This is a genomic window from Anaerosolibacter carboniphilus (assembly GCF_014205875.1).
Classification (GTDB): domain Bacteria; phylum Bacillota; class Clostridia; order Peptostreptococcales; family Thermotaleaceae; genus Anaerosolibacter; species Anaerosolibacter carboniphilus.
Window position 1 is genome coordinate 113,247 of sequence record NZ_JACHEN010000004.1, and the last position, 12,580, is coordinate 125,826.

At 37.2% G+C, this 12,580-nt stretch carries 13 protein-coding genes; 1 reads left to right on the forward strand and 12 read right to left on the reverse strand.

Annotation, left to right across the window (positions count from 1 at the left end; genetic code table 11):
- Positions 1 to 68: 68 nt before the first annotated feature.
- From tatC to HNQ80_RS26400, 9 genes are all read right to left on the reverse strand, one after another.
- Positions 69 to 815 carry a twin-arginine translocase subunit TatC gene (gene tatC / locus HNQ80_RS04740; protein WP_184308674.1) on the reverse strand — a complete coding sequence of 249 codons (747 nt, stop codon included), beginning with the start codon at positions 813 to 815 and terminating at the stop codon, positions 69 to 71.
- 14 nt (positions 816 to 829) lie between these two features.
- Positions 830 to 1,009 carry a twin-arginine translocase TatA/TatE family subunit gene (locus HNQ80_RS04745; protein WP_184308676.1) on the reverse strand — a complete coding sequence of 60 codons (180 nt, stop codon included), beginning with the start codon at positions 1,007 to 1,009 and terminating at the stop codon, positions 830 to 832.
- 34 nt (positions 1,010 to 1,043) lie between these two features.
- A complete protein-coding gene (gene fdhD / locus HNQ80_RS04750; protein ID WP_184308678.1) occupies positions 1,044 to 1,814 on the reverse strand; it encodes a formate dehydrogenase accessory sulfurtransferase FdhD in 771 nt (256 codons plus the stop codon).
- A gap of 18 nt (positions 1,815 to 1,832) precedes the next feature.
- The gene (locus HNQ80_RS04755; protein ID WP_184308680.1) at positions 1,833 to 2,381 is read right to left on the reverse strand and encodes a hypothetical protein; all 549 of its coding nucleotides are present in this window, start codon (positions 2,379 to 2,381) and stop codon (positions 1,833 to 1,835) included.
- Between the two features lie 75 nt (positions 2,382 to 2,456).
- Complete coding sequence (locus HNQ80_RS04760) at positions 2,457 to 4,559, reverse strand: aldehyde ferredoxin oxidoreductase (protein WP_184308682.1); 2,103 nt, start codon at positions 4,557 to 4,559, stop codon at positions 2,457 to 2,459.
- Between the two features lie 47 nt (positions 4,560 to 4,606).
- Positions 4,607 to 5,269: a ferredoxin-like protein gene (locus tag HNQ80_RS04765; protein ID WP_184308684.1), complete on the reverse strand. Its 663-nt coding sequence runs from the start codon at positions 5,267 to 5,269 to the stop codon at positions 4,607 to 4,609.
- Positions 5,270 to 5,913: 644 nt separating this feature from the next.
- On the reverse strand, positions 5,914 to 6,882 hold the full coding sequence (locus tag HNQ80_RS04770) for a polyprenyl synthetase family protein (protein WP_184308686.1): 969 nt from the start codon (positions 6,880 to 6,882) through the stop codon (positions 5,914 to 5,916).
- A 25-nt stretch (positions 6,883 to 6,907) separates the two neighbouring features.
- The gene (locus HNQ80_RS04775) at positions 6,908 to 7,948 is read right to left on the reverse strand and encodes an FAD:protein FMN transferase (protein ID WP_184308688.1); all 1,041 of its coding nucleotides are present in this window, start codon (positions 7,946 to 7,948) and stop codon (positions 6,908 to 6,910) included.
- 88 nt (positions 7,949 to 8,036) lie between these two features.
- Positions 8,037 to 8,510 carry an FMN-binding protein gene (locus HNQ80_RS26400; protein ID WP_184308690.1) on the reverse strand — a complete coding sequence of 158 codons (474 nt, stop codon included), beginning with the start codon at positions 8,508 to 8,510 and terminating at the stop codon, positions 8,037 to 8,039.
- A 299-nt stretch (positions 8,511 to 8,809) separates the two neighbouring features.
- Here HNQ80_RS26400 and HNQ80_RS04785 point away from each other — a divergent pair, with 299 nt between their 5' ends.
- Positions 8,810 to 10,606 (forward strand): NAD(P)/FAD-dependent oxidoreductase, encoded by a 1,797-nt coding sequence (locus HNQ80_RS04785; RefSeq protein WP_207726858.1) that lies wholly within the window; start codon positions 8,810 to 8,812, stop codon positions 10,604 to 10,606.
- A gap of 35 nt (positions 10,607 to 10,641) precedes the next feature.
- Here HNQ80_RS04785 and mgsA read toward each other — a convergent pair whose 3' ends face one another.
- The 3 genes from mgsA to minE all read right to left on the reverse strand — a co-directional run bounded on the left by mgsA (position 10,642) and on the right by minE (position 12,578).
- A complete protein-coding gene (gene mgsA / locus HNQ80_RS04790) occupies positions 10,642 to 11,043 on the reverse strand; it encodes a methylglyoxal synthase (RefSeq protein ID WP_184308692.1) in 402 nt (133 codons plus the stop codon).
- A gap of 15 nt (positions 11,044 to 11,058) precedes the next feature.
- Positions 11,059 to 12,165 (reverse strand): rod shape-determining protein RodA, encoded by a 1,107-nt coding sequence (gene rodA, locus HNQ80_RS04795; RefSeq protein ID WP_184308694.1) that lies wholly within the window; start codon positions 12,163 to 12,165, stop codon positions 11,059 to 11,061.
- A gap of 134 nt (positions 12,166 to 12,299) precedes the next feature.
- Complete coding sequence (gene minE / locus HNQ80_RS04800; RefSeq protein WP_207726859.1) at positions 12,300 to 12,578, reverse strand: cell division topological specificity factor MinE; 279 nt, start codon at positions 12,576 to 12,578, stop codon at positions 12,300 to 12,302.
- Positions 12,579 to 12,580: the final 2 nt, after the last annotated feature.

Sequence of the window (12,580 nt, forward strand, 5' to 3'; positions counted from 1 at the left end):
ATTTATTACAACAGGAGTCTATTTCATGTACAAACACTATAAAACTCTATTCAAAAAAAACTCCAGTACTAATTACTACTGGAGGAAATTCTTTTTAATGTATTCTCTTGTCTATTCTCTTTCCCAAGAAAGGATGAAATCAGTATACTTAGCTCAAATAGTAGCACCATTGGCCCAGCAAGCAATATTTGGGACACAACATCTGGTGGTGTTAGTATTGCTGCCACTATAAATACTAATAAAATCACTACTTTTCTATTTCTTCTTAAGGTTGGTGCAGAAATCAGCTTAAACCTCGTAAGCAAAGCGATCAGCATTGGCATTTCGAATACCAGTCCGAAAGAAAGCAGAATAGAGCTAATGAAGCCTATATAACTTCCAAATGAAATCATGGGTTCGATATCTTCAATTTTAAGCTTTGCAAAAAATTCAATGGTTATCGGTAAAATTATCTTATATGCAAAGGTAGTCCCTGCAATAAAAAAGAAAGCGCCAGTGAATAGAGATGCCAGTATAAATCTCTTTTCTGTTTTCTCTAAACCTGGTTTAATAAATAACCAAATTTGATAAAAGCTAATGGGAGATGAAATAATAATCCCTGCTATCAAGGATATTTTCACATAGGCCAAGAATAGCTCAGGCGGCGATAAATATACAAAATCCAGCTGTTTCGCCGGTTTTAGTATATCTTGTACCACCCGATCCACATAAAAGAAACAAATACTACTCGTCCCAATGGCTACGGCTAATATAATAAAGAGACGTTTCCTTAACTCAGCCAAATGCTCAATCAAAGTAAATTTATTCTCGTTCACGTCTGATTCATCCCCTATTTTTTAGTCTCATCCGTTACCTCTATATCCTTTGTAATTTTATTGGCATGATCCTTAAATTCACCGATTGCTTTTCCTAAAGATCTTCCGATTTCTGGTAGCTTAGAAGGCCCAAATATCACCAAAGCAATCGCTAAGATTAGGATTAACTCCATGGCACCAATTCTTCCAAACATGATTTACACCTCCTTATAATGCGAATCTTTTTTACTACATGCATTCATTCATTAATCTATCTTCCTCTTTACAGATTACTCGCTGGCTATGGGTATAGATAATTGGCTGACTTGATACGACCCTACCAACAATGGTAATCCCTAACTTTTCCGCTAAATCTAAGGCTAGGTTGCTTGGAATACTTCTGGACACAATAATCGGGAATCCAGCAGCAGCAGCTTTTAATACCATATCCAAAGAAATACGACCCGTTGTAAATATAATCGTTTTATAGAAATCTATTCCTTGAAATAGGCCCCTTCCAATAATCTTATCTACAGCGTTGTGTCTGCCAATATCTTCTCTTAAAATTGTTATTTCATTCCCGTCACTTAAGCACGCACAATGCATACCACCCATTTTTTTATACAATTCCGCTTTTCTAAGCATCTCGATAGAACGTTCTTTCAATTTTTCCACGGCAATCGAGTATATTGAATCATTTTTGGCATCGTTTAAAATTTTCTCTGTAAATATGGCTCCGCTGCCACAGCTGCTTGTCAGCACACTGGCCACCGAGTACACATCTTCATTTATTTTATTCGAAGTCATAACATAAATTTTCTTCATGTCTTCACATGCAGCCAAGGTTAGAATATCTTCGACTTTTCTAATAAGTCTTCTACTATAAAGATGTCCAACGGCTAATTCATTGAGATTCATTGGGGTACACATAAAAGTTATCAGCTTTTGACCATTTAATATTAAATCTACTGGAGCTTCCTCACAGATGTTGGATTTTCTCTCGATTTGTTCGTCAGACATTTGTATTAACCCCCAATTTCATGGTGTCTCATGCTGAAGCACCTCAATCCATTCTGTTAATGCCATTGCATGATCCTTGGTCATAAACCTCTCAGAATATAAGTAAACCGCTCCATTGGATGCCCTAGCCTCTTGAATATCTTGGTAGATTTCCTGATCCTTTAACTGGCTCATTACACTGCTCAATTCATTCTCTCCAAAGCTAAAGGGCGGCGTTGAGAAAAGCCTTCCATCGGTGGGGCGAGGATATATCTTTGATTCATGTCGGACCGTTTCCGCCACCATTTTTAGTAAGTCTTTGTCTTCAATACGAACCAATATCTTGGCATAGTTTTCTGTCATGTCTTTGGAAGAGTAAAAGTATAAGCGCTCTGAACCCCTGATGCTTTTGATATCAGCAAAATCTGGGTTAATCGTTATTTGTTCTAGCATATCATTTAATCGTTCTTGCGACAGGGATGTAGGTTCTTCATACAACTCTTCCAATTTCACAAGTCTTGCTTCCTTTGTTACTCTTCTGATAAAATCCGCTGTGACCACCAGCTCATCTTTTCTGTCATCTTCCACGTTAGCTTCCCCCCCTACAGTTTCCATAAATATTTGGATAAGGGGAAAATATCCCCTTATTCCACATCATAATTATTAAGGTAGAAGCTTTAATCGTTCAAGCTGATTTGCTACATCGTGTAGATCTAATCGAATTAACGTTTCCTTTGTAGGTGCTCCAGTTTTCTCGTCCCAGCCCATTTCCTTATAGAACATGGTTAGTGCAAGCTGCATATCATCTCTATCCATTTTAATGGTTCCCGGTGTAAACGGCTTCTTATCAGGATCCACGTCAAATATCCAATCACACATCAAGTCATGTTTATTTCTCATATCTACTGTTCCCATTTGCTTTACAGTAAGGGCCCTATGAAGGGTAAAGATTCTTTCACCAGCTAAGTCCAGTTCTTCCTCACTAATTTCTTGTCCAGTAACAATACTGAGGTATTTCGCTTCTAATGCAGTATCTCCTCTATAGTTTCTTGATTGCACTGGTGATACGGTCATAGGCCACATCCAGTTGCATAGCGTTAGTGAGTCATGAAGGCAATTTCTAATAATGCTCCATTTTGCAAACTTTGCTTTGTATTTATTCATTGGTGTATAGTTCGCAGGTGCATCAATAGCATCTGGAGATCCCCAAACTTCTGCTGCAATTTCTTTTTGTATAGCAATCGGCAGCCCAGATCCAATAAAGTTCATATGAGAGTGGCATTGGGCATCCCGATTGAACATACATGATATGATGGCACCTACCTGACCTCCTGCTTCATTGCTGTGGTGTTTTGGGAATCCTAGTGGTGACCATACACCATAGGCATTGCCATTCCAGAAATCATCTTCAAAATGCCAACGTTGTGCAATCCAATATGTACCATCACCGAGATGGCTAAATTCACCTTCTTTGAAAGCAATTCGCCTATAGAAATCAATTAAGAAGGCTGGGTCTCCAGCTTCAAGCTTATCCCATGGTATGCTCTTATATTCTTCCTCAGGCAATACTTTCTTTAAGATTTCATGATCATAGGCGTATTTAAAATCTTTTCCAATCATGCCATAATTACACCATACACCGTAATCATCAGCCACTTGAGCGCCCACAACCTTACCGATCATCGTGTTATCGTCTTTTTCAAACTGATCCGTCACGCCCTTAATCATAACACCATTTGGCGAGCTATAGCCCATACAGGTATTGGCAACATAAGGTGACAGACCATACTTCTCCAACTGGGGTACTTTTAGCTGAGAATGGCATCTGATTGGACAAGATTGACAACCACCCATTCGAACTGTATATTTTTCGGCAACAGGTCCCAAGTCCATTACCGCTTTCATGGTTCTGAAGCCTATTTTTTTCATGTCTCCAGGAGGATTCTCACCCGTTTCAATCGGTGTCTCTGCACCGCCCCAGAATAAACCTTTTCTTGAAAGCCATCGACTGCCACTGTTGTGATATTCTGCCCAAGGCTGTGGTGTCCTAGGTACTACGTGCTGATTGTTAGCGCCAATAATTTCCTTCATCATATATTCATTTAAAGTTAATAAATCATATTTGTGGGCTGCAATATGGACAGCACCAGTACCTTTAATAGCAATAGCTTTTAATTTTTTGGATCCCATAACCCCACCATGCCCACCGGCTGAATGGGAAGTCCCGTTCATGATAACAGAAAGGTTTACCATATTTTCACCAGCTTGACCGATGGCAGCAATAGAAGCTTCTTTTCCAATAACACTTGCGATTTCAGCTGTAGTTTTGAAAATTCCTTTTCCCCATACAAAGGAAGCATCCTCTAAGGATACCTCATCATCTTCTATGCGTAACCAAACCGGTTTAGAAGAAGCACCTTCAACAATGATTGCATCCCATCCTGCGTATTTCATCATGGCAGCGAAATTTCCCCCCATATGGCTATCAGACACTGCATGGTACGGATTACTAGGAAGCAAAGATGTAATATTTGTTCTAGAACTACATGGAGCACCTGTACCTGTCAATGGTCCTGCCCCAAATATAATTTTGTTTTTTTCATCAAAAGGTTTTGTTCCTATTGATACTTCGTTAAACATGACCTTATAGCCTATACCCATACCACCTATAAAATCTTTATATATCAAGGTATCTTCCGTTGAAATTTTTCCACTTGTGAGATTCACTCTTAAAATCTTACCTGCCCATCCACCTACTTTAGCCATTTACTGTCCCCCCAAACTATATTTTTCATACTCAACATTTGCAGAACTTACCCCAGCATGTAGCCACGACGAATCATTGCCACTTTCACATCTTCCCAAGGAATGATGTTTAAAGCACCTGTTGGACAATTTGTCGCACACATGCCACACAGTACGCACTTAGATGATTTCATTGTTTCAGGATCAACAGTTGGCAGATGCCATGGGCATGCTTTTGTACAGCTACCACAACCGATACACTCTTCTTTCACCACTACTCTCGCGCCTGTTTTTGGGTCAGCAATAATAGCTCCCTTTGGACATGCATTGCCACAGGCTGGATCCTTACATTGCTTACATGTTTCAGGAGTCATCAGTAGATTACCGTATTGTCCATCTTCTTTCCAATAAGAGATCTTAGGACCATCCACGCCAAAGTTATAGTTTCTACTTACCTTCACTCTTGAAATGAATGGTTGTACTTTCCCGTCATTTAAGGACGTACAGTTAATCTCGCACCGCTGACAACCAGTGCACCGATTTCTATCTGCAATCAGTACACCTTTCGACAGTGCAAATGCAGCCACTGCCTCTGATTCATGCGTGAAGCCTAGCATACTCAAAAAAGAGACAGATATGGCGGCCCCAGCCATACCTTTGCCAGCTAGCTTCAAAAATTCACGTCTCGTCGTTTCCCTTTCAAGAAACCCTTTCCTTTCATCTTGAGACATTCATACACTCCCCCTTAAAACAAAATATATTTAACATCGTTTGATAGATGTCAAACAAGCTATGATAAAAACTCACTGCTTAATATCATATGAATACTGCCCCTTATTCATATGCATAAAAATAGCAGGCATCAACACATTTATATATTGAGACCTACTTCCTTGACATATCCATTATAAGATTATATTAAATATATAGTTAGTAGTATTGGAAGACGATCATTTTAATTTTTATAAAAGAGCACTCCGTTTCAGAGATAAAACATCCAACCCTCATTCTTTTCTTTGAGGACGAAATATCTATTACTAAATATTAAAACATACGTACTGCAAAACAAAATCTGACGCATATCGATACAACCTAATATCATTTTACTATTTTATTTATTAAAAATATTCCGACAATATAATATTATTTACATATAGAATATAATTATGTTTAATAATTGTCAAGCAAATCCTATCAATTAAGAATGTCTTTTTATGATAACAATCTATGAATGGTACTCATTATTTATGACAGTATTTCCTATGTGCGATTTTACCATTTATTCAATGCACAAGAAATGCTTGTTAAGAATTACTAGAATAAATAGTTCTTTTCAAATGAAAAAGACAAAACACTAAAAATGTTTTGTCTTTTTTTACTTTATTCTATCTCTCATCGAAGAGACGAGATCGATTAGAATCTGTGTATTCGGATAGCAGGCTAGTCCATCTAAACTATCTAAAGCTTTTTGGTAATATCTTTCTTCCATCTTCCTAGTACGATCAATACCATTGGACTTATGAATAAAGTATATGATTTCTGTAATATCTTTCTTAGTAAAATTATTTTTGTTTAACAATGCTAGAACTTCTTTATGATACTCACTTTGTTTGATCGTATACAAAAGCGGCAGCGTATAGATTCCTTCAAGGATATCATTTCCCGTAGGTTTTCCTACGATAGCATCCTCAGAAGTAACATCTAGTAAGTCGTCTTTTAATTGGAATGCAGTTCCTAAAGACATTCCAAATCTACGTAAATTTCTAGAGGTTTTTACATCACATTCCGCTGTCTCTGCCCCAATCTGACAACATAGGGCAAAAAGCAATGCAGTTTTATATTTAATTCTTTTCAAATACGTACTAATAGATGTAGAATGATCAAACTTAGATGCGTATTGTTCTATTTCCCCTTCACAGATCGCCTTGATAAATTTAGATAGATGAATAATCTTTTCACCATTGCTGACCTTTGCAGCCAATAAGAAGGCTTTGCTAAATAAATAATCTCCTGTATATACAGCAATATCTTTGCCATACTTTGATTGCGCAGTTTCGATACCCCTTCTAGACTTTGCATTATCAATAATATCATCATGAATTAAAGTTGCCATATGGAATAGCTCCAAAGCTGCTGCCATAGGCACAATTTTATTACTATCGTAATTACCATATTGAGCAGAAATGATGGTTAAGGCAGGGCGTATTCTCTTCCCACCAGCCTTTAGCAAATCAAGGGAGGCATCTTCAGCAATTTTTCTTCTGGACTTCACAGATTGTTCTAGAAGCTCCTCGACCTTTTCCATTTCTTTTTCTATGTCTGGATATTTGCTCCAATAACTCAATTTATCACCTTCTTCATCCTACGGCTTAATTTACAATTTGAAATGAATTATTTATTATCTGAAATCTTCCTGTTAATCCTGAAGAGAGATATACTTTTTTATCTTCTGTAATGATAATACATTCTACGCCATCTAGGCTTTCTATAAGCTTCATCCCCTTATCAAGGCCCAGCACATAAACGCTAGTGGATAGTCCATCTGCGTCTGTTGAACTATTTGTAATGATGGAGGCGCTGACAATGCCATTTTCAGCTGGATAACCCGACTTAGGATCAATAATATGATGATATCTCTTATCGTCTTGTATAAAATATCTTTCATAGTTACCAGAAGTTACTACCGTTTGATCATGAGCTTCAATTATGCCCATGTGGGTTCCTGTAGGCTCAAATGGATCCTGTATACCTATTTTCCAAGATGATCCGTCTGTCTTTTTCCCGAGAGTCACCACATTCCCTCCGAGATTTATTATAGCATGTTTTATACCTTTTTCTCTCATAATTTTTGTTACTTCATCAGCTGCATATCCCTTGGCAATTCCACCAAGGTCAATTCTCATCTCTGGTTCACTGAGCTTAACCTTATTTTCACCTTGAAATTCAATCTTTCTATAGTCCACAAAACTTAAGGCATCTCGAATTTCATCTTCACTAGGTATCCGTTCATTTTCAGTTCCTATGCCCCACAGCTTTACTAGCTTTCCAATAGCAGGATCAAAAGCTCCATCGGTCACCTGCGCATAATGAACAGCCTTCTTTATGAGCTCACTGGTTTCCTCACTAACTTCAACATAGTCCCTTCCAGCATTCTGGTTAATCTGACCGATCTCACTTTCATCTATATTAGCGCTCATCTTATCTTCAATTTCTTTTATTCTTTCAAAGGCAGTTTTAATGATATCCATTCCTTTTGCTTCATTACTGGTCCAAACACTTAACTGCAAATATGTCCCCAGCATATAGGTAGAATCACTTACCATTTTCTCCTCTGATTTACATCCTACTTGGAAAGTGGTAAGAAGTATCGTAACCATTAGGATGAAATACTTAAGGGTCTTGTTTTTCATCTCAATCCTCCATCTAAGCATTTGAATATTAAATAATTATGTTCATAATTATAAGTCCCAATACATATGTATTGGGACTTACCAGTTTCTATTTTGCAGATTCGATTGCTTTAACAGCTAATTCTTTAAACTTCGTAGAAGTTCCTGTAGCACCTGCAACAGTATCTACCGCATTTGGATCTTGCTTTTCAACCAATGCTTTTGCCAATGCATCAGATACTTCTCCTACAGTTACGCCAGACTTTGCTTTGAATGGCTCATTGTAACCTGCATCATCTCTCTTCTTCGCACCATCTTTATTTACTTCGTCAAATACAACTTCTGAAATCTTGCCATCTGTATATGTAATACTGATTTCTGCTTTCCAGCCACGATCATCAAAATCTGCATCAGATGCTGTAAAAGTACCATCTTTAACAGTATCTTCCGCTGGCGCTGCTGGCTGTTCAGCTGGAGCTGGTGCCGGTTCAGGCTGCTGTGCTGGTTGTGCAGGCTTTGCGCATCCAACGCCTAAAGCTAACACTAGAACTGTAACTAAAACAACTGATAAAACTTTTTTCACGATATTGCCCCCTTCAATTAAATAGTTTTGAAATCGCTTTCAGATATTATTTTATAATTAAATTTAATGATTGTCAATTTTTTCATTCGAATAATTTATGAACAAAACTCACTATCATTACCCATTTCTTATCCTTTACATGCACGATCTAGTGAAATTACCTTCATTCTTTTTCTCACTTTTAATTTTTTTATTATACAACTGTTGTCATTTTTGGTATAATACCTTTAGCAGCAATGTTAAAATAATATTTAACCAAGTTTAAGATTCAAGAATTATTATTTAAAGGGGGGTTCATTATGAAACGTGTTGTAGTACTTGGTGCTGGATACGCAGGTGTAGACGCAGCACTTACACTGCACAAGAAATTGAAAAATGATGATGTTTCAATTTCAATTATTGACAAAAATGATCGACACACTTTATTGACTGAGCTTCATGAGGTCGCAGGCAACAGAGTTGACGAAGAGAGTGTAAAAATATATCTCAATGATATATTTAAGTACACAAAGGTAAACATCATTCAGGATGAGATTACATCCATTGATTTTGAAGGACAGACCTTAACTTCTGAAAAGAATACTTATGCCTATGATTATCTTGTAGTTGGCTGTGGCAGCGAGCCTGCTTTCTTTGGAATTGAAGGAATGGAAGAAAACGCTTTCACTCTTTGGTCTTTAGAAGATGCCAAAAAGATTAATAAACATATCCGTACGATGTTCCAATTGGCTTCTAAAGAACAAAATGCTGAGAGACGCAAGGAATATTTAACCCTTGTTGTTGGCGGCGGCGGATTTACGGGTATTGAAATGGTTGGCGAGCTTATTCAATGGCGAGATGTCCTATGCAAAGAATATAATATTGCAAAAAATGAAGTACGACTTGTTGTCGTAGAAGCAATGGATAAAATATTGGCCGTTTACCCACAAAATCTAATCGATAAGGCTATGAACTACCTCAAATCAAATGGTGTTGAAGTATTAGCAAACTCACCTATTACAAAGGTTACACCTAACCGTTTAGATATAAAGGACGGAACTGTAGTTCCTACAAATACCTTAATTTGGACTGGAGGCGTAAAAGTAGCCAGCTTTGTTGAAAAAGTTGGACTTCCAGCAGCTCAAAGGGGAAGAGGAAGAGTTGAGGTGAATGAATATACTCAATCTACTGCTTATCCTAATGTATTCTTAGTTGGTGACAATTCCTTCTTTGTTGAAGAAGATGGAAAACCATTACCTTTGCTTGTAGAATCAGCTATGCAGACTGGTAAGGGCGCCGGTAAAAATATTGCCAACCTTATTCATAATAAGCCACTTGAAAAATGTAAACCTAAGCTTCATGGTACGATGGTATCCATTGGTCGTAAATATGCTGTTGCAGAGACCATGGGTATGAAAACTTCTGGTTTGATGGCTATGGCTATCAAGCATATGGTAAATATTCACTATCAGTTTGAAGTTGCAGGTTTTGAGCAAGTTATTCGATATCTAAAACATCAATTTGTGCATAAGCGCAAAGATGACAATATCATTAAAAAGCATTTAACCACTGAAACATTTACTTTCTGGATGGTCATTATGCGTATGTATTTAGGTTATATGTGGTTAATGCAAGGAATCCACAAATATAATGATGGATGGTTTTCCAAAGTATCCATCTATGCTCAAAAGGTAGCAGCTGCTGCAGATGCTACGGCTTCAGCTTCAACTGCTGCCGCTGAAGGCGCTGCAGAAGTCGTTGTTCAAGGTATGAACCTTATTGGACAGAATACGCCTGCCTGGTATGCATGGATGTGTGAAACAATTATTGTTCCAAACGCCATGCTCTTCCAGAAGATAATTGTTTTAACAGAGTTGGGCCTTGGTATTGCATTCTTAACAGGTACTTTCACTTTTATTGCTGCAATTGTTTCGATTGGAATGAATATAAACTTCCTACTTTCTACAGGTCTATACGATTATTGGTATATTGTAACTTCCATCGCTTGCTTAGGTGGTGCTGGTCGTGCCTTTGGCGTAGATCACTATTTAATGCCATGGTTCATGAAGAACTGGAGACATTTTGTTAGAAATAAGAGTATAAAAATAAATCTATAGTAAATAAAAAATGGAGGAATAATTCCTCCATTTTTTTATCTCTCTTTAACAATCTCGCGCCAATGAAATTCTCCCTTTTCCATGGCACGAATCAATATTTCCGCAGTGGCAATATTCGTTGCAACTGGAATCTTATATACATCACATAACCTTAAAAGTGCTAATATGTCAGGTTCATGAGGTTGAGCTGTTAAAGGATCTCTTAGAAAAATAACCAAATCCATATTATTCTGAGCTATTTCTGCACCAATTTGCTGGTCACCCCCTAAAGGACCAGACTGAACTCTATGAATCGGTAAACCAGTAGCCTCTTGAATAAGTCTACCAGTCGTGCCCGTTGCAGTAATGTGATGATGTTCAAGAATATGCTTGTATGCAATTGCAAAGTTAATAATTGTATCTTTTTTTCTATCATGGGCTATTAGGGCTACGTTCACTGTAAAACCTCCTCACTAAAATTTAATCTTTTGTCTTCTCATTCCAACATTCAAAACTATACCTAAAGCAAGCATACTCGTAAGCAATGAGCTGCCTCCATAACTAATAAATGGTAAAGTAAGCCCTGTAACTGGCATAACACCCATAGTCATCCCGATATTCTCAAATATTTGAAAGGCAAACATCGACGTAATACCAACAACTACCAATGAACCGTACACATCTTTTGACGCACTTGCAATTTTCATCATTCTATATAGGAAAATAAAATATAATAATACAACGATAACACCACCTAAAAACCCAAATTCTTCACCTAGCACTGCAAATATAAAATCTGTTTCTTGTACTGGAAGAAAATCAAAATTATTTTGAGTACCTTGATACAAACCCTTGCCTATTGCCTGTCCTGAACCAATGGCAATTTTGGACTGCATTACATGATAATTCCCTGGTAAACTCATATCAGAAGGATTTAAAAAGGCATCTATTCTGACTCTCTGGTGGGGCGCCATCAGTTTATAGGCGATTGGTAATGATACAACGCCTGTTAAGAAACCTAATCCGAGAACTTTGTAACTCAATCCAGAGGCGAATGTCATTCCAAGAATAATGATAATAAAAACCAAGGCACTTCCAAGGTCAGGCTGTTTTAGAAGCAATAGTATGGGAATTCCCCCATAAATTGCGATTGGTACTAGATCTTTTATTGTGTTGAGTTGATTTTGCCTTGATTCTAGATATTTAGCGAATGACAATATAAATCCGATTTTCACAATTTCAACAGGCTGAAAATCAATAGGACCAAGGTCTATCCAGCTTCGAGCGCCGCCTAAAGTCTTACCTACCCCAGGAATATAAACTGCAAGCAGCAATAAAATAGAAATAGCGTAAATACCCTTATCAAAACCAGCATAAACATTATAATCTATCAGCAAAACAACTAGGATAGCTATAAATCCTAACGCAAAAGCAACTGCCTGCACTTTTACCTGCCGTGTTAATCCATCTTGTGTAACATGGGTCGCACTACTGATCATAATCAATCCAATACAAAATATAGCAATGATCGTTATGATCAGGGTAAAGTCAATGTTTTTTAATAGTTTTTTATCAATCATTAAAGCACCTCTTCTAATTGTTCTATATGAAATTATATCATAATTAAATAGGATGTCTCAACAAAACATAATTTCCATCTATAATAATACAAAGAAAAAACGAAAAACCAGTTTACTGGTTTCTCGCTTTTTCTCTATCTAGATTTCATTTTTTTTATTGGAATATTCGCAATTAAGGCTGGCACCATTGAATCATCAGTATTTTTTTTCGTTTTCGTGATTCGTATATCTAATCCATCCTCATCGATTTCTACATAATCAGAAATTACGCTTAACAAATCACCTTTAAGCATCTCAAGAAAGTTTGAAGAACAATTTGTCCTGTCATGAACAAGTACCAACTTCAATCTTTCTTTTGCTACGTTCTTACTGGAGGCGTCTTCTCTGCTAAATAACTTAAATAGATCCATCATTA